Source organism: Streptococcus halitosis (assembly GCF_023147855.1).
Taxonomy (GTDB): domain Bacteria; phylum Bacillota; class Bacilli; order Lactobacillales; family Streptococcaceae; genus Streptococcus; species Streptococcus halitosis_B.
Genome location: NZ_JAHXOP010000002.1, coordinates 306,601 through 330,183, shown reverse-complemented (window position 1 = coordinate 330,183; position 23,583 = coordinate 306,601). Strand labels below are relative to the sequence as shown.

Annotated in this window: 21 protein-coding genes, 4 tRNA genes and 1 pseudogene; 8 read left to right on the top strand and 18 right to left on the bottom strand. The window is 35.4% G+C overall.

Translation table 11 applies throughout. From position 1 onward, the window contains the following. Positions 1-54 precede the first annotated feature (54 nt). The 17 genes and pseudogenes from KZX55_RS06025 to KZX55_RS05950 all read right to left on the bottom strand — a co-directional run bounded on the left by KZX55_RS06025 (position 55) and on the right by KZX55_RS05950 (position 16,838). A tRNA-Glu gene (locus KZX55_RS06025) sits at positions 55-126 on the bottom strand. 58 nt (positions 127-184) lie between these two features. Next, a pseudogene (locus KZX55_RS06020) lies at positions 185-445 on the bottom strand (23S rRNA (uracil(1939)-C(5))-methyltransferase RlmD); the annotation flags it as partial. 39 nt (positions 446-484) lie between these two features. Then, entirely contained in the window at positions 485-2,443 is a 1,959-nt protein-coding gene (gene ftsH / locus KZX55_RS06015) for an ATP-dependent zinc metalloprotease FtsH (protein WP_000744587.1), read from the bottom strand. 15 nt (positions 2,444-2,458) lie between these two features. Beyond that, the gene (gene hpt / locus KZX55_RS06010) at positions 2,459-3,001 is read right to left on the bottom strand and encodes a hypoxanthine phosphoribosyltransferase (protein ID WP_000889402.1); all 543 of its coding nucleotides are present in this window, start codon (positions 2,999-3,001) and stop codon (positions 2,459-2,461) included. A gap of 4 nt (positions 3,002-3,005) precedes the next feature. Further along, positions 3,006-4,283: a tRNA lysidine(34) synthetase TilS gene (gene tilS, locus KZX55_RS06005; protein WP_248025675.1), complete on the bottom strand. Its 1,278-nt coding sequence runs from the start codon at positions 4,281-4,283 to the stop codon at positions 3,006-3,008. Continuing rightward, positions 4,280-5,548, bottom strand: coding sequence for a serine hydrolase (locus KZX55_RS06000; protein ID WP_248025673.1), 1,269 nt, complete (start codon positions 5,546-5,548; stop codon positions 4,280-4,282). The genes tilS and KZX55_RS06000 overlap by 4 nt, the downstream gene beginning before the upstream one ends. After that, the gene (locus KZX55_RS09170) at positions 5,541-5,663 is read right to left on the bottom strand and encodes an SP_0009 family protein (protein ID WP_000429343.1); all 123 of its coding nucleotides are present in this window, start codon (positions 5,661-5,663) and stop codon (positions 5,541-5,543) included. The genes KZX55_RS06000 and KZX55_RS09170 overlap by 8 nt, the downstream gene beginning before the upstream one ends. 4 nt (positions 5,664-5,667) lie before the next feature. Then, positions 5,668-6,036 (bottom strand): septum formation initiator family protein, encoded by a 369-nt coding sequence (locus KZX55_RS05995; RefSeq protein ID WP_000041922.1) that lies wholly within the window; start codon positions 6,034-6,036, stop codon positions 5,668-5,670. Next, positions 6,029-6,295: an RNA-binding S4 domain-containing protein gene (locus KZX55_RS05990; protein ID WP_001234975.1), complete on the bottom strand. Its 267-nt coding sequence runs from the start codon at positions 6,293-6,295 to the stop codon at positions 6,029-6,031. The genes KZX55_RS05995 and KZX55_RS05990 overlap by 8 nt, the downstream gene beginning before the upstream one ends. Positions 6,296-6,352: 57 nt before the next feature. Continuing rightward, entirely contained in the window at positions 6,353-9,856 is a 3,504-nt protein-coding gene (gene mfd, locus KZX55_RS05985) for a transcription-repair coupling factor (protein WP_248025671.1), read from the bottom strand. Then, positions 9,857-10,426 (bottom strand): aminoacyl-tRNA hydrolase, encoded by a 570-nt coding sequence (gene pth / locus KZX55_RS05980; RefSeq protein WP_061453864.1) that lies wholly within the window; start codon positions 10,424-10,426, stop codon positions 9,857-9,859. 73 nt (positions 10,427-10,499) lie between these two features. Continuing rightward, positions 10,500-11,615 (bottom strand): redox-regulated ATPase YchF, encoded by a 1,116-nt coding sequence (gene ychF, locus KZX55_RS05975; RefSeq protein ID WP_248025666.1) that lies wholly within the window; start codon positions 11,613-11,615, stop codon positions 10,500-10,502. An 84-nt stretch (positions 11,616-11,699) separates the two neighbouring features. Further along, the gene (locus tag KZX55_RS05970; RefSeq protein ID WP_000285184.1) at positions 11,700-11,894 is read right to left on the bottom strand and encodes a DUF951 domain-containing protein; all 195 of its coding nucleotides are present in this window, start codon (positions 11,892-11,894) and stop codon (positions 11,700-11,702) included. Between the two features lie 64 nt (positions 11,895-11,958). Continuing rightward, positions 11,959-13,095 (bottom strand): DNA polymerase III subunit beta, encoded by a 1,137-nt coding sequence (gene dnaN / locus KZX55_RS05965; protein WP_248025663.1) that lies wholly within the window; start codon positions 13,093-13,095, stop codon positions 11,959-11,961. A gap of 158 nt (positions 13,096-13,253) precedes the next feature. Next, entirely contained in the window at positions 13,254-14,552 is a 1,299-nt protein-coding gene (gene dnaA, locus KZX55_RS05960; RefSeq protein WP_432654200.1) for a chromosomal replication initiator protein DnaA, read from the bottom strand. A gap of 279 nt (positions 14,553-14,831) precedes the next feature. Then, complete coding sequence (locus KZX55_RS05955; RefSeq protein ID WP_057488941.1) at positions 14,832-15,590, bottom strand: ParB/RepB/Spo0J family partition protein; 759 nt, start codon at positions 15,588-15,590, stop codon at positions 14,832-14,834. Positions 15,591-15,647: 57 nt separating this feature from the next. Beyond that, the gene (locus KZX55_RS05950; protein ID WP_248025647.1) at positions 15,648-16,838 is read right to left on the bottom strand and encodes a S1C family serine protease; all 1,191 of its coding nucleotides are present in this window, start codon (positions 16,836-16,838) and stop codon (positions 15,648-15,650) included. 185 nt (positions 16,839-17,023) lie between these two features. On the opposite strand from KZX55_RS05950, the gene rlmH reads away from it, so the two are divergent. The 7 genes from rlmH to KZX55_RS05915 all read left to right on the top strand — a co-directional run bounded on the left by rlmH (position 17,024) and on the right by KZX55_RS05915 (position 20,202). Beyond that, entirely contained in the window at positions 17,024-17,503 is a 480-nt protein-coding gene (gene rlmH, locus KZX55_RS05945) for a 23S rRNA (pseudouridine(1915)-N(3))-methyltransferase RlmH (protein WP_248025645.1), read from the top strand. Positions 17,504-17,546: 43 nt separating this feature from the next. Next, positions 17,547-17,620, top strand: a tRNA-Arg gene (locus KZX55_RS05940). A gap of 165 nt (positions 17,621-17,785) precedes the next feature. Next, positions 17,786-17,911: a competence-stimulating peptide ComC gene (gene comC, locus KZX55_RS05935; RefSeq protein ID WP_248025643.1), complete on the top strand. Its 126-nt coding sequence runs from the start codon at positions 17,786-17,788 to the stop codon at positions 17,909-17,911. Between the two features lie 20 nt (positions 17,912-17,931). Beyond that, entirely contained in the window at positions 17,932-19,251 is a 1,320-nt protein-coding gene (gene comD, locus KZX55_RS05930) for a GHKL domain-containing protein (RefSeq protein ID WP_248025641.1), read from the top strand. Next, positions 19,248-20,000 carry a competence system response regulator transcription factor ComE gene (gene comE, locus KZX55_RS05925; protein WP_000866079.1) on the top strand — a complete coding sequence of 251 codons (753 nt, stop codon included), beginning with the start codon at positions 19,248-19,250 and terminating at the stop codon, positions 19,998-20,000. Before comD ends, comE begins: the two co-directional genes overlap by 4 nt. 51 nt (positions 20,001-20,051) lie before the next feature. After that, a tRNA-Glu gene (locus KZX55_RS05920) sits at positions 20,052-20,123 on the top strand. Between the two features lie 5 nt (positions 20,124-20,128). Next, a tRNA-Asn gene (locus tag KZX55_RS05915) sits at positions 20,129-20,202 on the top strand. A gap of 39 nt (positions 20,203-20,241) precedes the next feature. Here KZX55_RS05915 and KZX55_RS05910 read toward each other — a convergent pair. Beyond that, entirely contained in the window at positions 20,242-20,784 is a 543-nt protein-coding gene (locus KZX55_RS05910) for a TetR/AcrR family transcriptional regulator (RefSeq protein WP_000665084.1), read from the bottom strand. Between the two features lie 128 nt (positions 20,785-20,912). Between KZX55_RS05910 and KZX55_RS05905 the strand changes: the two genes are divergently transcribed. Further along, positions 20,913-23,567, top strand: coding sequence for a YhgE/Pip domain-containing protein (locus tag KZX55_RS05905; RefSeq protein WP_248025637.1), 2,655 nt, complete (start codon positions 20,913-20,915; stop codon positions 23,565-23,567). Positions 23,568-23,583: the final 16 nt, after the last annotated feature.

Genomic DNA, 23,583 nt, shown 5'->3' with positions numbered 1-23,583 from the left:
CTGTCAACAAGTTTTTTAAACTTTTTTCAAGTTTTTTCTAGACACGATACACTATAGTCCGTACGGGATTCGAACCCGTGTTACCGCCGTGAAAAGGCGGTGTCTTAACCCCTTGACCAACGGACCTTGAGCTTTTCAACTCTTTCTATTATACCTACTTTTCCTACTTTGTCAAGATCTTTTTTCAGTGAAGTTGATTTTTTCTTTTCTTCACTAACTTAACCACTGCTTCTGTCCGTGAAGTGTGGGGAAACATATCGACCGACTGGATATACTGGAGGTCATAGACTTTTACCAGTTTAACTAAATCTCGAGCCAAGGTCGAAACATTGCAGGATACATAGACCATTTTGTCTGGAACATAGGTCAGAATGGTATCCAGTAGCTTATCATCTAAGCCTGTACGAGGAGGATCGACTATCAAGGCATCTGCTCGGTAGCCATCACATTAGAATATAAAAAGAGAGGTCGAACCTCTCTAAATTTATTTTTCTTCACTCATTTTTGATTTTACTTCATCATAAGATAGTGCATGAGATTCCTCTTCTACTGTCTCAGGCATTTTTCCTGTCTCGTAAAGAGATTTAATCTGTGTACTATCCAATGTTTCGTATTTCAACAATGCTTCTGCAATCAGTTTGTGGGTTTCACGATTTGATTGGATAATTTCAGCTGCTTTGTTTCGTGCCTCATTTAATAATGAACGAACTTCCTCATCAATCTCATAGGCTGTTTGCTCTGAAATTGATTTTTGAGGACTTTGTGCACCAAACATAGCATGATTACCTTCGTATTGAACTGGGCCAAGTTTTTCACTCATACCGTATTCAGTGACCATTGCACGAGCCATCTGTGTAGCTTGTTCAAAGTCATTTGAAGCTCCTGTCGTTTGGACATTAAAGATAATCTCTTCAGCTACACGACCACCCATCAAACCTGCCAATTGCTCTTTCATGTCTTCTTTAGATAGAAGCATTTGATCCTCTTTCGGAAGTGCAATCATGTAGCCACCTGCACGTCCACGTGGTACAATGGTAACTTTATGAACAACACGGGCATTTGACAAGACTAAACCAACAATGGTATGTCCAGCCTCGTGGTAGGCAACCAACTCACGTTCTCTTTGTGATACTGTTTTATCCTTCTTAGATGGTCCAGCAATCACTCTGTCCTCTGCCTCATCAATATCTGAAGCATCAATGATTGATTTGTTTCGACGGGCTGCAACCAAGGCTGCCTCGTTTAAAACATTTTCTAAGTCAGCTCCCACAAAGCCTGGGGTTTGTTGGGCAACCAGTTTCAAATCAACATCGTCTGCCAGAGGTTTATTTTTAGCGTGAACTTTCAAGATTGCTTCACGACCTTTAACATCAGGACGGCCAACTAAGACTTTTCTATCGAAACGTCCTGGGCGGAGAAGAGCTGGATCAAGAACATCTGAACGGTTAGTTGCAGCGATAACGATGATTCCTTCATTTCCCTCAAAACCATCCATCTCAATCAAGAGTTGGTTCAAGGTTTGTTCACGTTCATCGTTTCCTCCACCAAGACCAACACCACGTTGGCGACCAACAGCATCAATTTCATCGATAAAGATGATGGCTGGCGCTGCTTTTTTTGCATCCTCAAAAAGAGAACGAACGCGGCTTGCACCAACTCCGACAAACATTTCTACAAAGTCAGAACCTGAGATACTAAAGAATGGAACACCTGCTTCCCCAGCAACTGCCTTAGCAAGTAATGTCTTACCTGTTCCCGGAGGTCCCTCCAAAAGAACACCCGCAGGAATACGCGCGCCAAGTTTGGTAAATCTTTTTGGATCTTTTAAGAATTCAACAACTTCTACTAATTCTTGTTTTTCTTCCTCGGCACCTGCAACATCTGAGAATCGTACCTTGATATCTTCTTTGTTTGCAGCTTTGGCCTTGCTACGTCCAAAACTCATTGGATTTCGGCCACTATTTCCTCCCATATTTCCCATCATAGAGAATAGGAAGAAGAAGAGAATAGCAAATGGAACAACAGACACAAGAATATTGATCCACATACCACTTGAACTCTCATGTTTGACTGTGACCTCAGCCTGATGTTCAGAAGCAAGTTTTTGCAATTCTGAAACTGTTGAATCAGACGGAAGAATAGTACTTGAGAATCTTTCTACTGTTGTAGCAGTAGGAGTGAAAAATTGAATTCCTGTTTCTTCCTTACTAGTCTTAGGATTTTTATAAACACCAGACACTTCAATGATGCTACCATTTGGCTGATAGGTTAATTCTTTTACATTGTCTGCAGTAATTTCTTTTACCAGTTCTGTATAGTTAATTTTTTCGCTTCGTCCAGCAGTATTTCCAGAGTAAAAATACTGGAATCCTGTCACTAGGAAGAAGATAATTAACAAGTAGAGAAATGGATTTCTAACTAAACCATTATTTTGTTTTTTCATTAAAGATAGATCTTTCTAATTTGAATAAACTTCTTCTTTCAATACTCCGACATAAGGAAGGTTACGATAATTTTCTTTATAATCCAGACCATAACCTACCACAAACTCATTTGGAATAGTAAAACAAGTATAATCCGCTTCAATTTCAACAACACGTCCCTCTGGTTTGTCCAACAAAGTCGCGATTTTAACAGAAGCTGCTTCTCTTGCAATAAACATATCTCGCAAATTTTTCAAAGTTTGACCTGTATCGATGATATCCTCTACAAATAAAACATGTCTTCCTTTGATATCTTGAGTCACGTCTTGCTTGATATTGATCACACCACTACTTGCTGTTCCACCATGGTAACTAGATACCATCATGAAGTCCATCTCAATATGCGTATCAATATGTTTGACCAATTCAGCCATAAAAGGAATCGATCCTTTTAGAATTCCAATAAGAATTGGATTTTTCCCCTCATATTCTTTTGTTAATTGTGCACCTAGCTTTTTAGCTGCTTCTGTAATTTCATCATGTGAAACGAGAATTTTTTTTATATCGTGTTCTAACATCTTTTTACCTATCTATTTTTTCTATATAAATTACAGTGTTCATTATATCATTTTTCGTGTTTTTACTCAAATCACTGGTCGCAATTCCTAAAATTGAGACAATTTCTCCAAATTGCTCAATAATAGGGGTTGTTTTTCGTTTTTCAATAGGGATTTTCAAATCTATAAATAAGCGTCTCAGTTTCTTTCGATGCCCATTCAGGATAAGAACATCGCCAGGTTTTCGACATCTAATATGTACAGATGTTTCCCGTGAAACCGTTACTTTTTGAACAAAATCCCCTTCAATAGGGATACCAAAGGAAAATAAATAGCCCATATATCGAACTTGATTTTGATAGTGTAACACAAGTTCATCTTCCTTTTCATCGGCCTGAGGTCTGATTTTACAAATTTGAAACCGTTGATACTCTTTTATCAATTCATAGCCATTTTTAAGAGAATGACGATACTGGCTTTTCGTTGTTAAAATCTGTCGAACTTCAGCAAACTGAGCCTTTGTCAGATTTAAGTCTGGAAATTGATTAAGATAGTTCTGGAGCAAGATTCCTTGAGTTTGTTGAGAGTATGAAAATAGCTCATTCAAATCTTCCACATCAATTTGTTTCGAAAGCTCCGTTATTGTTGCTTGGTAATCTGAAATTTCCCTTCCTAAATCTAAAAGGGCGGATTTAAGACGAGGATTTTCTTTTTCAAGTTCTGGTAAATACCTACTCCGAATGCGATTGCGAAAATAGGTATTTTCCTGATTTGTTTGATCTTCGAAATGAAAAATTAGTGGAAAATCCTTTTTATGAAAAGGCAATAAGGGACGAATGATTTCAATTCCATCAACCACTTGACTTTCTTTTATTCCTGTTAAATGACCTAGTCTACTACCTCGAATCAAGCGCATCAAAATCGTTTCAACCTGATCATCGGAATGGTGGGCAGTAACCAAGGCAGTCGCTCCAACCTCTTTCATGATTTTCCTAAAAAAATCATAACGAAACTCTCGAGCACGCGCTTCTGAAAAATCTCCTGAAAAGCTTGTGATATAAATAGGAAGTTCAGCTGCATCAGCTAACTTCCTTAGTTCATTTTCCTCCCAGTCAGACTCACTTCTCTGCTTGTGATTGACATGTGCTACAATCAACTCAATTCCCAATTCATTTTGATAAGTAGACAATAGATGGTATAAAAACATCGAATCCAGTCCACCAGATAAAGCTAACACGACTTTCGAATGTTTTTTGAAATACTCTTTTCGGAGAAAATGATTTAAAAAATCCTGTTCCCTCATTTTAAAACCTCATAGACATCCTTAGCTATCTTAGCAATAGTGTCATAATCAGAATTTTTAGTGAAAATAGAAAGAACGAAAGGAGAATCCGTATAAACAATGGCAGTGTCATGTTTATACTCGTCGGCATCTCCAATTTTATGAGCTACCTTAACCGAAACACCTTTTGCGATTCGTTGGTTGTCAAAATCGGTCTTACCTAGAGACTCTAGGACAAAACCATTCTGATTATAAATAGCTTCCATGACCTTTCCAGCCATTTTTGAAGAAGTCAATTTATCATTCACATCCCAATCTTCACCCATAATGGTGGACATTTTTTCTTTGAAAGCCCCATCAGATTGATTGGTCACGTAATAACCTAAAATATTATGAGCAACATTGTCAGACTCTTTTGTTACCTTAGTAATTAACTGTTGAAGACTGTATTCTTTGTTATCTTCTTTTTTAGGCAAGCTACCACTACCTTCTGGTTTATAGGATCCAGGGAAACTATTTACTTCTGGGATATACTTGAAACTACTGTCTAGCGTATATTCCCCTTGATTTATCTTATCTTGAGCATAATAAAGGTAGGCTAGTTTCAATATGCTAGCTGCATAGAGTTTGCTGTCTTCATTCACCCCAGCCTCTTTACCTGTACTCAGTTGTTTAACATAAATAGAATAATTTTCATTCTGATAGTTGTTTGATAAAACTTCTTGAACCTTCTGGATGCGATTGTCTTCTTCTGAGGTGAACTCTTTTGATACCCACCCAACCTGATCGATATGAAGAAATTCTTGTCCCTCAGCAAAGAGAGCTCTATCCACCGTTACGCGTTGATAGGGAGAGAGGGATGAAGAAATTTCTTTCGCATCATAGGGACTGTTATAGATAACAAACCCCTGCTCCAACCATACTTGTCTATTTTGAGTTTGAACTTGACTTTGATCATAGATTAAACGCTTATCTGCAAGGATAAACTGGTGATTATCTAATCTAAAAACAGGAATACCTTGTCTATTCAAACGCCATTCTACTATTTTAAAGGTGGTTCCAGGAGTCAATTTACCAGACTCCTTAACAAGATCCTCATTAGCATAGACGGCTGTTTCTCCATATACCATTGGGGATTCCAGAGTTTCTTTATAGTAGAATCCATAATCAGACTCAGTTAGATAATAAATTTCTTGCGAAGAGTAAGGAAGCTGTTTTTCTGTGCTAACTACTCTTGAAGTTATGATAAAAGCAGGTAGCAATAAAACTACTAAGAACTTACGCATTCTTCTCTTCCCTTTCTTCTTGTAATCGTAATAAATGGTTTTTAGCTGCCAATTCCTCTAATTTTTCATCTGATAAACTTAAAAATTGCTCAACAACTTCCAATAAATTTTCCATGACATTACCTCGGAAGCAAATCAGGAATTGTGTAAATTGCTTCTCGTTTCTTTGAGTAATAGTACTTGGCGCGTGCATATTTTGCTACATAGTCTTCATCTTTCAACTTTGCAGCAAAGGCAGATTCCTTATCCTTTTCGTCACTAAGAGTTTGGTACTGCTCTTTCAACTCTGTCAATTGCTGACGGCGTTGCAGTAACTGATCATAGCTTTGGGCCAAGTTATAAGTTGGTAAAATAAACAACAAAATCATCAAAATAAGGACCCAACCCATAAAACGATTTCGTTTTTGTCTCTCCTTCATCAGGTAACGACGACGTTGATGTTCATTTTGAATAAAAGAATTATTCATTTGTACAATATTTTTAGACATTTTCTTCTACCCGTGTTTCACTGAGAATTTCATACATGCCTGCTGCGTCTTCTTTTTTTGTACTATCTTTCATCTCTAGTACTTTAACAAGCAACAACTTATTTCCAAAGCGAATTTCAACTTGGTCATCAACTTTCAAATCCGTTGAACTTTTAGCCAAGATTCCGTTCACCTTGATTCTACCTTTATCTGCTACTTCTTTTGCGACTGTACGGCGCTTAATAATTCGTGATACTTTTAAATACTTGTCTAATCTCATTTTTATTACCTCAAATTATTATTGTACCATTTTTATCCTTTTTATAGAAGAAAAATGTTAAATGGGATTTGCTTCCTTTGATTCTTTTATCTCTAATAAACTTTCTCCAAAAATCAGCAAACCTTCTAAAATTTCATAATCCTTCTTGTTTCGGACATCAAATACAACTTCCATTAATCCCTTATTCTCAGCTATAGCTGCTTTTAAGTTCGTTGCAGATAAGGCTTTAAAATAATCTTGAGCCAAGAATAGTCGTTGAGTGACTTTTTCAAATTGAACTGTAATCTTGTTATCTTTTCTTTCCACACGTTCTACAAAGACCTTGTCCAAATATGACTTAACCAAACCAATCTCTAAAAGGTAGGCTACTACATCTGGGTATTCTCCAAAGCGATCCATCAACTCTTCTTGTAGTTCTTCATAGTTGACACGATTGTCAATTTGACGAATTTTTTTGTAAATTTCAATCTTATGTCGTTGATCAGAAATATATGTGTTAGGAAGATAAGCATCAATTTGTAAAATCAACTCAGCATTTCCTTTGGTTCTTTTGTTCCCATTGCCGTTACGTTTAGCAATAGCTTCCTCTAATAACTGTGAATACAATTCAAAACCAACAGAATCAATGAAACCTGATTGGGATTTTCCTAGGAGATTTCCTGCACCACGAATCGAAAGATCTCGCATCGCAATCTTAAATCCAGAGCCCAATTCTGTAAATCCTTTGATTGCTTCTAATCTCTTCTCAGAGACTTCACTAATTGATTTTTCTGGACGATACATGAGATAAGCATAAGCAATACGATTACTACGACCAACTCTTCCCCTTAATTGATACAAGGTTGACAAGCCCATATGGTCTGCATTTTCAATAAATAAGGTATTGGCGTTTGGAATGTCAACGCCTGTTTCAATAATAGTAGTTGTCACCAAAATATCATATTGGCCTTCAATAAAGTCCAATAGAGTGTTTTCTAACTGAATTTCACTCATTTGTCCATGAACAAACCCAATTGAAGCTTCTGGAATCAACTCCTGTAATTCTGAAACCTTCCGATCAATAGTGTCAACTTTGTTGTAAAGATAGTAAACTTGACCTCCACGCTCCATTTCACGCAAGACTGCATCACGAATCACACTATCATTCTTTTCCAAAACATAGGTTTGTACTGGATAACGATTGGTCGGAGGTGTTTCAATAACAGACAAATCTCTGATTCCTAGCATAGACATATGAAGGGTACGAGGAATTGGCGTTGCTGTCAAGGTTAGAACATCTACTTGTTTTTTCAGTTCTTTCAAGGTTTCTTTATGCTTGACACCAAATCGTTGTTCTTCATCAATAATCATCAATCCCAAATCTGAAAACACCACATCTTTTGACAAAACACGATGCGTTCCAATCAAAATATCAACTTGACCATTCTTTAATTTTTCAAGTGTCTCTGCCTGCTCTTTTTTACTTCTAAAGCGACTCAACACATCAATATTAACAGCAAAATTTTGGAATCTTTCCTTAAAATTCGTATAGTGTTGTTGTGCTAACACCGTCGTCGGAACTAGAACAACCACCTGTTTGTGATCATTGACAGCCTTAAATGCTGCACGCATTGCAACTTCAGTCTTTCCAAAACCAACATCCCCAACTAAAAGTCGATCCATGGGATGAGAATCCTGCATATCTCTCTTGATTTCCTCAATACTACGAAGTTGATCATCCGTTTCAACATAAGGGAAAGCATCATCAAAAGAATGTTGATCTTCATCATCAGCTGAGAAAGCAAAACCCTTCAACTGACTACGCTCAGAATACAGTTTGATTAAATCGTCAGCTATATCCTCTACCTGGTTCTTAACTTTTTGCTTGGCCTTTTTGAAATGACCATCATTTAATTTATTGAGTTTTGGAGGTTTCCCATCACTTGAAACATATTTGGACAGTAGATGAATCTGTTCTACTGGGATGGAGATTTGGTCACCATTTTGATACTGTACACTGACATAATCACGGTGGATACCTTTTATTTCAATTGTTTCGATTCCTAGATATTGACCAATTCCATGGATATGGTGAACAACATAGTCTCCTTTTTCAAGTTCATTATAATCTTTTAATCGCTCTGCATTTGAAGCATGTTGTCTTCTAAAACGACGTTTTAATTTCTTTTGAAAAATCTCATGTTCAGTAATCAAGAGAATTTTTTCATCTACAAAATGAAACCCATGTCTTAGATTACCCTCAATCAAGTTTACAGATTCTTTACAGATACTTGACTTATCTCTGGAATCCAATTTGATCTGGTATTCCTCTAAAACATCCTCCAATGTTTTACTTCCCATTGAATTGCTAGACTGCAAAACAATGGTGTAATCCATTTTTTTGTATCGCTCAATTTCTTCTTTAAGAAAAGAAAACTGATTGAAAAACTCCTGCATAGGGTATTGATTAAATTGATAAATGTGATCAAACTTGAGATTTCCTAATCCCTTTTGCAGATTAGAGAAAAAGGTAACTGGACTTTGTTTTTTATAGGTTTGCTCTGTATCTGCAAAATACTGCATCTCAGAAAATGATTTACCATTCTGTAAATCTTCTGTAAAGTATTGCGCTAATTCTCTTTCAAAGGCTTCATACTGATTCATCAATTTTTGATAGTCATCAAAGAATACTGGTGTATCTTTTTCAATATAATCAAATATAGTCCATGTTTTATCGTAACATAAAGATAAAAACTTTCGACTATCTGAATGTACTTGTTTTTGATGAAAACTTGACAAAATTTCTTCTAGATAGGATTTCAAAATTGGTGATAGAGTCTTCGAAATTTGCTTTTCTAAAGCTGACTGACCTCGTTGATAATCCTTTTCTCTCAAAAGTATATCACTAGCTGGAAAGATAGGGAGTTCTGTCTGATTTTCTTTTGATAATTGTGTTTCGACTTCAAAAGTACGAATACCATCTACTTCATCACCAAAAAACTCAATTCGGAAAGGTTCTAACTGAGACATCTCAAAAATATCTAAAATATCTCCTCGAATACTAAACTCACCTTGGGTCTGTACTTGAGTAACTTTTCGATATCCAATTTCCTTTAACTGGTGAAGTAGCTCGTGTTGGTCATATTCTTCGCCAACTGCAATTTTTATAGTACTTTCTTTAAATCTAGTCGGAGAGGGTAAAATTAACCGACTCGCTGCGATATTACAAACTAAAATCCCTTTCTTAGACGGATCACTCAAAAAACGCAGGGCCTCAACCCGCGAAATGATTTTTTCTTGTGAAGACATCAAAAACTCTACCATAGGAGAGTCATCAACCAAAAATGGATAGACAAGTTCCTCTCCTAAGGGAGAAAGAAGATCACTGATAATTCGTTCTGCTTCTCCATAAGTTGAAGTTAGTAACACAATCTTATTTTCTTTTTCTAGACTGCTTGCAATTGCAAGAGCCTTGGTAGAAGTTGATAAACCAAGTATTAGTTGTCTTTTCTTATCTATCAGATTTTGATGCCATTTTTTTATCTGGTCATTTTCTGAGAATAAATCTAATAAAGTCACCATTTAGCCGTTATACCTCTGCATTGTTTTCTCAAAGTTTTTCTCTTGTAAATAGTAGTTTACAGCATCGTCAACTTTGTCAATAGACTGTAAAATACCCACATAGTCATCCTGATCAAACTTACTTAAAACATGGTGAACCACTGACATGCCTTTTTTAGGTCTTCCAATACCTATTTTAACACGGTTAAATACTTGGGTTCCAATATGTTGAATAATAGACTTGATACCATTATGACCACCTGCTGAACCCTTTGCTCTTAAACGAATTTTCCCAACTTCCATGTCAAGATCATCGTAAATAACGAGTAAATCTTCAATATCCAAACCATAGTAAGTCAATAAAGCATGAACAGCTTTCCCGCTTTCATTCATAAATGTTGTTGGTTTGACAAGATAAATTTTTTCTCCATTGAGGAAAAAAGATGCTAGGTCAGCTTGAAATATCTTGTCGTGTGTAAAGGTGACATTTTGTTTTTTAGCTAGTTGGTCAATCAACATAAAGCCAACATTGTGTTTGGTTTCAAAATATTTATCCCCTGGATTTCCCAATCCTACAAGTAATTTGGTCATTTATTTTTCCTTTCAAAAACCAAAAGGGTTGGAATTTTTTTCCAACCTAATTGACACTATTTATAAAATGTTATTAAACGTTAAAGCGGAATTCCATGATATCGCCATCTTGAACGATATATTCTTTACCTTCTTCACGCAAGCGTCCAGCTTCTTTTACAGCCTTTTCAGATCCATATTTCACTAGATCCTCATATGACATTGTTACTGCACGAATAAACCCTTTTTCAAAGTCTGAGTGGATAATACCAGCTGCTTGAGGAGCTTTCATCCCTCGCTTAAAGGTCCAAGCACGGACTTCTTTTTCACCAGCTGTGAAGTAAGTTCCAAGCCCAAGCAAGTGATAGGCTGCACGAGTCAGCTTGTCAACACCTGATTCAGTCAAACCAAGTGCTTCAAGAAACTCTTGCTTATCCTCATCGTCTAACTCAGAAATTTCTTCCTCAGCACGCGCAGAAATAACTACTACTTCAGCATTTTCTGTCGCTGCAAATTCACGAATTTGCTTCACATATTCGATAGAATCTGGGTCTCCAACAACATCCTCATCCACATTAGCAACATAAAGAACTGGTTTAGTGGTCAAAAGGAAGAGACCTTTGACAACCTTTTGTTCCTCATCTGTGAATTCAATGGTACGAGCTGATTTTCCATCTTCAAGGACTGGTTTAATCTTTTGAAGAACGTTAAACTCTGCTACTGATTCTTTATCTTTTTGCGTACGTGCCATCTTTTCTACACGCGCATAGCGTTTATTAACTGATTCTAAGTCAGCAAGAATCAACTCTAGGTTAATGGTATCAATATCTGCAAGTGGATCCACAAAGGCGTCTTCACGTCCTTGCTCGCGCATAACATTTTCATCCTCAAAAGCACGAACTACGTGAACAATCGCGTCTACTTCACGGATATTGGCCAAGAATTTATTACCTAGACCTTCTCCTTTTGATGCTCCTTTTACAATCCCTGCAATATCTGTAAATTCAAATGTTGTTGGAACTGTCTTTTTAGGTGTAATCATTTCCGTTAGTTTTTGTAGGCGTTCATCTGGAACTTCCACCATCCCAACGTTTGGATCAATAGTCGCAAATGGGTAGTTTGCGGCCTCTGCTCCTGCTTTTGTAATTGCATTAAAAAGGGTTGATTTACCAACGTTTGGCAAACCAACGATACCTGCTGTTAAAGCCATATTTTCTCATTCTCCGTTCTCATTTCAATCCCTAACATTATAACACAAAAAGGGAAAACTTGCTAACCCTCTAACTAAGGGTTCTTAGTCAATAATCTTATTCATTTTTCGTTCAAAATCATAACGACTCATCATAACAAGGTGGTCACAATTGCTACATTTGATTTTGATATCTGCCCCTACACGTGTGATTTCCCAACGATTGGCTTTTTTACCTGTTGATTTAATGGTGCAAGCATGTGGTTTCTTCATCTCAACAAAATTTCCAACTTGATACATACTACTCTCCTTTTCTTTTTTGATTATATCATAAAAGAGGCGAGCCAGGCTCAACCTCTTTCACTTAATTTGTTCGAACTGGTGTGATAAGCTGCATGAAGTCTTCGTCAGTATCTGCTGGCACAAGAGTAAATGGACGAACTGCTGAGATAAAGCTAATAGTAACCTTTTCGCTATTTAAAGCCTTGAGGGAATCAATCAAGTAAGTTGGGTTAAAACTAATAGTCAAATCATCCCCGGTCACCTGCTCCGTATCGATTTCTTCGTTTACTTTGCCAACTTCAGGAGAGTGAACATGAGCACTAACAACCCCACCTTTAATTTCAAGCTTCACAGTACCATTTTGCGTCGCACTTGATAAGAGGCGAGCACGCTCCATAGATTGACGCAAATTAACAACATCAAAAGTAATTGTAGTGTTAAAGTCTGTTGGAATCAAGCGATCTGTATCAGGATAATTACCTTCTAGTAGACGAGTGTAGAAGCTAATATTTTCGCTTCTAAAGAGGATTTGATTATTTGCAAAGAAAATCTCTACAGTTTCAATATCATCTGTAAATACCGCTGAAAATTCGCGTAGAGAACGACTAGGAATTACCACATCGAAATCATCTCCATTTTTTTCAAGAGTCAATTTCTTCTGGCTAAGGCGGTGTGAGTCTGTCGCAACTGTTTTTAGTTCCTTGTGTTGGCTCAATACAAAATGAACACCTGTTAAGATGGGACGACTTTCTTGCGTACTTGCAGCAAAAGCTGTTTCATTGACAATTTTCTTGAGCAGTTTTGTTTCAAGAACTAAAGGTGTGCTTGCTGAAATTTCTTGGATTCGTGGGTACTGTTCGCTATCTTTTCCTTTTAGGGTAATTTCTGATTTGCCACTGGTTAAGACAATTTGTTTTTGTTCAATCTCTTTTAAATCTAGCGTTACATCTGGAAGACTAGATACCACATTGATGAAGAAAGAAGCTTCAAGAAGAATCGAACCCAAAGAAGTGATCAAGAGACCAGCATCTTCATTCTTTTGAGAAATGAAATTCTCAATAGAAATTTGACCGTTTGATCCAATTAAAGTAATTCCTTCATTTGTAACGTCAATTTTTATTGTTGATAAAATTGGAATAGCATTTTTTGAGCTAATTGCTCGTTTTGTAGTATTTAAGGCTTGTAGAAATAAATTTTTGTTGATTGAAAAATGAATCATGGATTCTCCTTTATTTATTTTTAGTATTAGAAAGTTAATAGTAATAATAGAGTGTGTGAATTCTGTGGAAAACTGGGAACTATTTAGTAAATTCAAGCTTTGGAGCTTGTTTAAAAAATGTGGATAAAAAAGATAAGAAATCAAAAGTTATCCACAAGCTACTTGATTTTCTTTTTGATTGCTTCTACTTCTAAACGTAAATTATCGTCTTCGTCAATCAGTGATTTAATTTTGGCATGGGCATGAATAACGGTGGTGTGATCCTTTCCGCCAAATTCTTTCCCTATTTTTGGAAGACTATTATCTGTCAGTTCTCTAGCTAGATACATAGCAACCTGACGTGCCAAAACGATGTTTTGAACTCGTCTCGTCCCCTTCATTTCTTTGACGCTCACTCCATAAAAATTACCAACTTCAGTTTGGATTTTATCAATTGGAATAACAAGTATCTGGCGTGCATCTTGCTTACGTGCTCTGATAGCTTCCGCAGCAATATCAATAGTGATATCCTTAATTTTCTTTACTCTGGCAATTAAAGTGATATCGTTGATTGCTCCTTCTAATTCTCGAACATTTGAATCAAATTGGCCAGCCAAGTATTCCAGAGTATCACTTTGGAAATGGTAATCCAAGTGCTCTGTTTTACTTTGAAGAATGGCGATACGTGTCTCAAAGTCAGGAGGAGTGATATTTTGCGTCAATCCCCAGCTAAAGCGCGTGACAAGTCTTTCCTCAAGGCCTTCTAGGTGTTTAGGACTTCGATCACTGGTTAGGACAATCTGTTTCTGCTTATCATGAAGAGCATTGAAGGTATTGAAAAATTCTTCCTGGGTTGCGACTTTTTTACCGCTGAGAGATTGGATATCATCAATCAACAAGAGATCAAGACTACGGTAAGTTTTTTTGAACTTTTCCATTTCCCCAAGTCTTAAGTGCTCAAGAAAGTCATTGATAAAGCTTTCGGCAGGAATGTACTTGACACGCGCATCAGGAATATTTTTCAAAATCTCATTTCCAATCGCATTGAGCAAGTGAGTCTTTCCAAGACCAGGCCCTCCATAGATAAAAAGAGGATTGTAGGTTAGAGCTAAATCTTCTGATACAGCTAACGCAGCAGACACCGCCCAAACATTCCCATCACCTTGAATAAAGTTATCAAAGGTATATTTTTCTTTTAATCCTGTTTCAGAATAAGGAATCGTTGGTAGTGCAGGTGTGTAATTGTAAGTAGAGACACTATTCGTATCATTTACTTGAGGAGATTCTGTACTCTGAGGTTTAGTGAAAATATAGTGAGGTTTGATTTCAGAATCATAAATTTCAAAACCAGCAGCAACAATAATATCTTTTAATTGCTTTTCCCACACCATTTCCATCTCTGATCTCGGTAGAAATATAGTAGCTGTATTTTCTTCTACTTTGATGAGTTCAGCAGGTGTAGCATAGAAATCATACATAGATCGAGTCAATCTTTCTTGAGCAAATTCTAAAATACGATTCCAAAATTGCTTTTCTTTCAACTATTTTTCCTCCTTTACTATGATTTTAGTAGTTTAGTGCTAGACTTATTTTACCATAGATAGTAGGATTTTTCCACAGATTGTGGAAAAGAATCCACAATGTTAGTAGTATTTATCCACAGGTTGGGGATAAATAGCTTTTTCCTTGATTTAGTAGGGTTTTTGATAAAAAAATTAGTGGATAAATTTGTGGGTTAAGAAAATAAAAGAACAGCCTTATTTCAGGCTGTTAATAATTCTATCGTATTCTTCTTGACTTGAAAAAGAGATGACAATCTTTCCAGTATCTTTTTTAGAAAGTTTAATTTCTACACTTAAACCTAGTAGTTTTTTTAATTTATCTTCTTCATCTTTGATGAAAGAATCACTTTTTTTTTGCTTCTTGTGTTTTTTTTCTGTCAGTAGTGCTTCCAACTTTCTCACAGAGATGTCTTCATTTTTAATTAGTTGAAAGAAATGGTCTTGCTGCTCTTTGTCCAAACCAACTAGGGAACGTGCATGCGCTTGAGAAATTTTTCCATTTTCTACTTCAGTTAAGATATATTCTGGTAGGGAAAGTAAACGAATAAAATTAGTGATATAAGGACGAGATTTCCCCATTTTATCCGCTATTTCAGTGTGAGTAAATCCTTTCTCTACTAAAGATTCATAGGCGCGTGCTTCTTCAACAGGATTTAAATTTTCTCTCTGCAAATTCTCAATGATTGATTGAACCATCATTTCCTGATCTGAGAGGTGCTTTACAACGGCTGGGATAGAGGTCAGACCAGCCAAGAGAGAAGCTCGATATCGTCTCTCTCCTGCAAGGATTTCATAACCAATTACAGGAGATTGACGAACGATGATTGGTTGGATGAGCCCATTTTCTTTGATTGACTGAGCCAATTCCTTTAATTTTTCTACATCAAATTCTTTCCGAGGTTGGTAAGGATTTTTTTGTATTTCAGAGATAGAAATCATTTCAAATTTTTCCATGATTCTACACTAACATATCTTTTACTTTCTGTAAAGTTTTCTTTACACTGATGTCAATTAACGTTCCAAATCACCAGAATTCTTATCTAGTTTTATAGAGGTTGTTTCCTCCTTACCATTACGGTAGTAGGTTATTTTGATAGTGTCTCCAATAGCATGGTTGTAAAGAGCATGTTGTAAGTCTGTTGATGAAGTAATTTCTTTGTCGTCAACTTTAGTAATGACATCGTATTTTTGAAGATGTCCATTTGCAGGCATATTACTTTGAACAGATCGAACAACTACACCTGAAGTGAGGCCACTTGGAATGTTTAGTTTTCTAAGATCATTAGCTCCAACGTTGGACAGATTGACCATTTGGATTCCAAGAGCAGGACGAGTCACTTTACCATCACTTTCAAGCTGTTTAATGATATTTTGTACATCGTTTGAAGGAATTGCAAAACCAAGACCTTCTACAGATGTTCCACCATTACTTGCAATCTTACTTGATGTAATACCAATTACTTGTCCTTGAATATTTACAAGAGGACCACCAGAGTTACCAGGGTTAATGGCCGTATCTGTTTGAATGGCTTTTGTTGAAATAGCTTGACCATCTTCAGATTTTAGAGAAACATTCCGATTAAGACTTGAGATGATTCCCTGTGTAACTGTATTAGCATATTCTGAACCTAAAGGACTACCGATAGCAATCGCTGTTTCTCCAACGTTAAGTTGGCTTGAATCACCAAATTCTGCCACTGTTGTAACTTTTTCTGAAGAAATTTTTACGACAGCAATATCAGAGAAGGTATCCGATCCAATAATTTCACCAGGGACTTTTGTACCATCAGCTAAACGGATATCGACTTTTGAAGCTCCGTTAATAACGTGAGTATTTGTTACAATATAAGCATCATTTTCGTTCTTTTTATAGATGACACCTGATCCTTCACTTGCAATCTGTTGATTATCCGTATCAGAATTTGATTCTTCGGTTCCAAATACACTACTTTGTTTATTAGCAGAGTAAGTAATGACTGATACAACAGCATCCTTAATTTTATTCACTGCTTGAGTAGTTGAGTTTTCATTCTTGTATGATGTTTGAGTTACAGTGCCAGAATTATTATTCGTAGCTTGATTTCCTTGTTTTTGATAAAGTTGTAATGTTACGAAACTTCCTAAGGCACCACTTAAAAATCCGATTAGAATGATTGCTAGAATTTTAACTCCTTTTTTGTAAAATTTTTGTAAGTGTTTCATAAACGCCTCCGTTTGTTATTTATTTACTCAGATTATAAACCTATTAACTTAATCCAAACTTAAAAGCTTAAAGTTTTACACAAGTTGTGGATAACTCACCTTATTCTGTGAATTCACTAGTAATTTTGAATGATTTTTTTGTGTATAAGATGTGAAATGAAGTGTGGATATGATAGAATAGAAGAATGAAAATAAAAATTGTAACAGTAGGAAAATTAAAAGAAAAATACCTTAAAGATGGAATTGCTGAATATAGCAAACGAATTTCACGTTTCGCCAAATTAGAAATGATTGAGCTCACTGATGAGAAGACACCTGACAAAGCCAGTGAATTAGAAAATCAAAAAATCTTGGAAACAGAAGGCGCAAGAATTCTTTCTAAGGTTGGAGAAAGAGACTTTGTCGTTGTACTAGCCATTGAAGGAAAAACATTCTCCTCAGAGGAATTTAGTAAGCAACTAGAGCAAGCTTCTATCAAAGGATATTCAACGCTTACTTTTATCATTGGAGGAAGTTTGGGTCTAGCTCCTGTTGTAAAAAATAGGGCCAATCTTTCTATTAGTTTTGGACGTCTGACATTACCACATCAGTTAATGAGATTGGTTTTAGTTGAACAAATTTACCGTGCTTTTACGATTCAGCAGGGTTCTCCTTACCACAAATAGAAGATTGACTTACCTCTTGTTTTTTGATAGAATGGTCATGTTAGGTCTCATAGCTCAGCTGGATAGAGCATTCGCCTTCTAAGCGAACGGTCGCAGGTTCGAATCCTGCTGGGATCAATGTTAGATGCGAAGCTGGGATTCATCCCAGCTTTTTTCTTAAAAAAGTGCGTTTCAGGTGCAAAAATGTACAGTTGGGAAAAATTTTTTCTTATATGGTCTTCATTTTGTATAATGGATTTGTAAGTTAACTTACAAGAAAAAAATAATACAGGAGATTTCATTATGAAAAATACAGAAAAATTGGAACAATTTAAAGAGATAACAGAGGCAGAATTGCAAGAAATTCGAGGTGGAGACTGGAGAATTTCAGAATCGATTCGTAATCTTATTTTTCCAAGAAAAAAGTAATGAAATAAAGGTAGTGAGTAATGGATTTATTTGGATTAGGGATAGCTATTTTTTATTTTCTCATCATTAGCAAAAGTTATGAGTGGATTTGTAAAGTAAATAGAAAAGAACAAATTGTTTTTTTGTGTTACACATGCATATCAGTTTTGATACTCGAAGAAATTATTACTCTAGTATATTCTGATAGTTTTGCTTTGTCTAAATTTTTATTTCCTTTGGTTGTGTACCTTTATTTAAGAAAGTTAAAGAAGTATGAAAAATATAAAGGAATTTTTATTAGTTTACTACTATCCTTATTATATCATAGTACCCATACTTTTATATCCGTAACATTATCTTCTATAATGGGTGATGTTCTTGTATTACAATATAAAAGTATATTCTTTTTAGTAGTATTATTGTTGACTTATTTTATTATTATAAAAATAAGTCGTTATTTCCACTTGAAAATAACATATTTTGACAAAGATTACCTCTACCCTTTTTTAAAAAAAGTGATAGTTGCTTTTTTTGGATTGCATATCTTATTGTTTGTTTCAGATATAGTAAGTACGATTCATCACTTAAATAGTTTTGGAAGTATTTTATCAACCATTGTTTTTATCTGTCTGCTATTAGTTTTCTTTGCAATGAATTCTTATAAGGTTCAAATTGAAAAAGAGATTGCTCTAAAGCAGAAGAAATTTGAACAAAAGTATTTACAAACTTATACAGATGAGATTGTAGGTTTGTATAATGAGATTCGAGGTTTTCGTCATGACTATGCAGGTATGCTTGTCAGCATGCAAATGGCGATTGACAGCGGAGATTTACACGAAATTGACAGGATTTACAACGAGGTCTTAGTAAAAGCAAATCAGAAATTGAGGTCAGACAAATATACTTACTTTGATTTAAACAACATAGAAGATTCGGCTTTACGAAGTTTAATTGCTCAATCGATTGTATATGCACGAAATAATGATGTAGAGTTTACATTGGAAGTAAAAGATGTCATTACTAGATTGTCAATGGATTTACTTGATCTTGTTCGCATCATGAGCATTCTATTAAATAATGCTGTTGAAGGTGCCGCAGATAGTTACTTGAAACAAATGGAAGTTGCAGTCATTAAAATGGATTTTGAAACAGTTATAGTTATCCAGAATTCATGTAAAATCACTATGACGCCTTCAGAAGACTTATTTGCCTTAGGTTTCTCTACCAAGGGAAGAAATAGAGGTCTAGGACTTAATAATGTCAAAGAGATTTTAGATAAGTATGACAATATTATTTTAGAAACTGAGATGGAAGATAACACATTTAGACAAATTATTAGATTTAAGAGGGAATTTGAATGAAAGTATTAATTTTAGAAGATGTTATTGAACATCAAGTGAGACTAGAGAGAATATTGAATGAAATCTCTGAGGAATCGAATATTCCTATTTCATATAAGACAACAGGAAAAGTTCGTGAGTTTAAGGAATATATCGAAAATGATGAAGTAAACCAGCTTTATTTCCTAGATATCGATATTCATGGAATCGAGAAAAAAGGCTTTGAAGTGGCTCAATTTATCCGTCATCACAATCCTTATGCTATTATTGTCTTTATTACTAGTCGATCTGAATTTGCTACTTTAACTTATAAGTATCAGGTATCAGCTTTAGATTTTGTAGATAAGGACATCAATGATGAATTGTTCAAAAAACGTATCGAGCAGAGTATCTTCTATACCAAAAGCATGCTGCTTGAAAACGAAGATGTTGTAGACTATTTTGATTACAACTATAAGGGAAATGATTTGAAAATTCCTTACCATGATATTCTGTATATCGAAACAACAGGTGTTTCTCATAAATTGCGTATTATTGGTAAGAATTTTGCTAAAGAGTTTTATGGAACTATGACAGATATTCAGGAAAAGGACAAGCATACTCAACGATTTTATTGCTCCCATAAATCTTTCCTTGTCAATGTGGGAAATGTGAGAGAAATTGATCGAAAGAATTTAGAAGTTGTTTTTTATGAAGATCATCGTTGTCCCATTACCCGTTTGAAAGTTCGTAAACTAAAAGATATTCTAGAGAAAAAATCTAAAAAGTGATTGACAATCAGTAAGAAATTGATATAATGGTTATATCTGCTACAGATAGATGGTCCGTTGGTCAAGGGGTTAAGACACCGCCTTTTCACGGCGGTAACACGGGTTCGAATCCCGTACGGACTATTTTATCCGCCATAGCTCAGTTGGTAGTAGCGCATGACTGTTAATCATGATGTCGTAGGTTCGAGTCCTACTGGCGGAGTTAGATAAAAAGAACACCAGATGGTGTTCTTTTTTGTTCTTAGTTGGCATCACCTAGCATTTTCATAAGGAAGTCTGTCATTTCTTGCGGACTTTCTTTTTTTCCACGAGCAATCCAAGTTTGACAAACTCCAAATAGGGCATTTGTCAGATAAATGCTGCTATATTCTAATTCAATTGAATTTAGTTGTAGTTGCATAAAGCGCTTCTGAAGATCTGTGCTCAGCATGATATGAAGCTTATTTCTTAAGAAATTTTGGATTTCTTTGGTACCATTTTCAGATAAAAGAGCAGCTAATAATGGTTCAGATTCTAAATAGTCAAATACTTCTAAAATGGCATCTTTTTTATGATGAGCATGTTTTTGGAAGATATACTCAAATGTATGAAATAACTTACTTTGATAGTGTTCAATCATATCATACTTATCCTTGTAATGGGTATAGAAGCTAGAACGACTAATTCCAGCTTTTTCTGCTAATTTAATTGTAGTAATTTGATCGAAGGGGTGATCCATCAATAATTGAACCATAGCATTTTCAATATTTCTCTTTGTTTTTAATCGTTTGTTACTTTCTTTCATAGTTTCTCCTTTTGAACAATTTAGGCTATATGTCTAAAAAAATATTTTTTATCTTGTAATTTAGATTTTTTAATGTATAATCTATTATATCAAAAATTTAGACAATATGTTTAAAAAAAGGAGGAAATATGTTTAAAGAATGGAAAGCAATTTTTAAAAAACCGACATTCATTATTGTAATGATAGGAATTTCTCTTATTCCAGCTTTATACAATATCATATTTTTATCGTCAATGTGGGATCCATATGGTCAAGTATCGGAGTTACCTGTAGCAGTTGTTAATAATGACAAGGAAGCTTCTTATAATGGAAATACAATGGCTATAGGAAAAGACATGGTGTCTAATTTAAAAGAAAATAAGACTTTAGATTTTTATTTTGTCAATGAAGAAGAGGGGAAAAAGGGGCTAGATGATGGCGAATACTATATGGTAGTGACTTTACCAAGTGATCTATCTGAAAAAGCTACTTCGATCCTAACAAATCACCCTGAACAGATGCAAATTGATTATCAAACTTCAAGTGGCCGTAGTTTTATTGCAAGTAAGATGAGTGATTCTGCAATGACACAATTAAAACAAACCGTCTCTACGAATGTAACTGAAACATATACCAAGGCACTATTTCAAAAAATGAGTGACTTGAAGTCTGGTATAAATAAAGCAGCTGATGGAAGTGAACAACTGGCTAATGGAGCCGATCAGTTAGCAAAAGGAAGTCAAACATTGACGACAAATCTCAATACTCTAGCTAACTCAAGTGTAACTTTTTCAAATGGAGCTAATCAATTTACAAAGGGATTGTCTGCCTATGTATCTGCTATAGAGCAATTACATCTTGGTTTAGGAACTTTTAATAGTGGTTTACAAAGTTATACAAAAGCAGTTTCACAGGTTGACACTGGACTTGATCAATTGGCCTCAAGAACTCCTGAATTGGTGGCAGGTGTAAATCAGCTGAATACAGGTATAAAGTCCTATACAGGTGGGGTTTCACAATTGAATACAGGTCTCAATCAATTTTCAGTTGGTGTAAATGCTTATACAAGTAGTGTAGAAAAACTTTCTAATGGAACAAGTCAATTATCAAATCAATCAGATGCACTAAGAGATGGAATGGAGCAATTAAATACTGGTATTAAAGAAATTTCAAATCAACTGAATTCCTCATCTCAACAGAATGAACAAATAACGCAATTGGCAACTAGTTTAGGAGAACTAAATAAAACACTACAAGCTCTTACAATCTCAGATAATACTCAACTGAAAAGTACATTGTCAGAAGCTTTGCCAAATCTAACAAATCTTGCTCAGGATATTGTGACTAAAAGTCAGACAGAACAAGAGAAAACTCTTGCTAACCTTCAATCAACAGCTACTTATCAATCTCTTACAGAGGAACAAAAGAAAGAACTGACAGAAGCTATTTCTAAAAATTCTAATTCTACTATTGAGTCAGCAAAAACAATTTTAACGACAGTAGGAGGATTGAAAGAAAGCATAGAGAATTCAGAACAACAAGTAACTAATCTATCTGATGTACAGACGAAAGCAAATCAACTCTTACCTGTAGCATCTAGCTCCTTGACAACATTGTCAAATGGATTTACAAAATTGCAAACTACTGTAGACAATCAGTTAGTTCCTGGAAGTCAATCAATTGAAAAAGGAGTTGTAAACTACACTAAGGGACTGGATACTATTTCTATAGGTGCTAATAAACTAAGTGAAAAGAATGAAAATTTAACAACTAGTCTAGATCAATTAGTTTCTGGATCAAGTAAGTTGACAGAAAATACATCAACCTTGACAGCTGGAGTAGATGCGTTAGCTGGAAAAACTCCAGAATTAGTATCAGGTATAGAAAGTTTGTCATCTGGTTCTGCTCAATTGAATAATAAGAGTCCAGAGCTAATAGCAGGTCTTACTAAATTACAATTTGGCTCTGGTCAATTAACAGATAAATCAACACAGTTACTTTCTGCAGCATCTCAACTAGGAAGTGGCGCTATGAAGATTGCAGATGGTGCTGGAAAACTAGCAGATGGCGGAACAACTTTAACCTCTAGTCTTGAAGATTTACAGAAAGGAGTTGATTCATTAGGGCAAGGATTAGGCAATGCTAACAATCAACTTAAATCAGCATCAACAGAATCTGAAAATGCAGAAACATTATCTGATCCTCTAGTTCTCTCAAAAACAGACAATGACCAAGTTCCTGTAAATGGGATTGCTATGGCTCCTTATATGATATCAGTTGCTCTTTTTGTTGCTGCTATATCTACTAATATGATTTTTGCTAAGTTGCCTTCTGGACGTCATCCAGAGAGTCGTTGGGCTTGGTTGAAGTCTCGTTCTGAAATAAATGGGATTATAGCTGTCTTAGCAGGTGTTTTAGTTTATGGAGGTGTCCATCTTATTGGATTGACTGCGAACCATGAGATGAGGACCTTGATTCTAATTATAATCACAAGTTTAGCTTTCATGTCTATGGTGACAGCTTTAACAACTTGGAATAGCCGTATAGGAGCTTTCTTCTCTCTTATTTTACTTTTATTACAGTTAGCATCAAGTGCAGGAACTTATCCCCTTGCTTTGACAAATGATTTCTTTAAAGGTGTCAATCCATGGTTACCAATGAGTTACTCAGTATCAGGCTTACGACAAACAATCTCTATGACAGGAAATATTCATCATCAAGTGATTTTCCTTATTATAACTCTAGCTTTATTTACTGCTTTAGGTATGCTAGCTTATCAACCTAAGAAAATGGAAGAAGATTAAAAAGATTGGCCAAGGA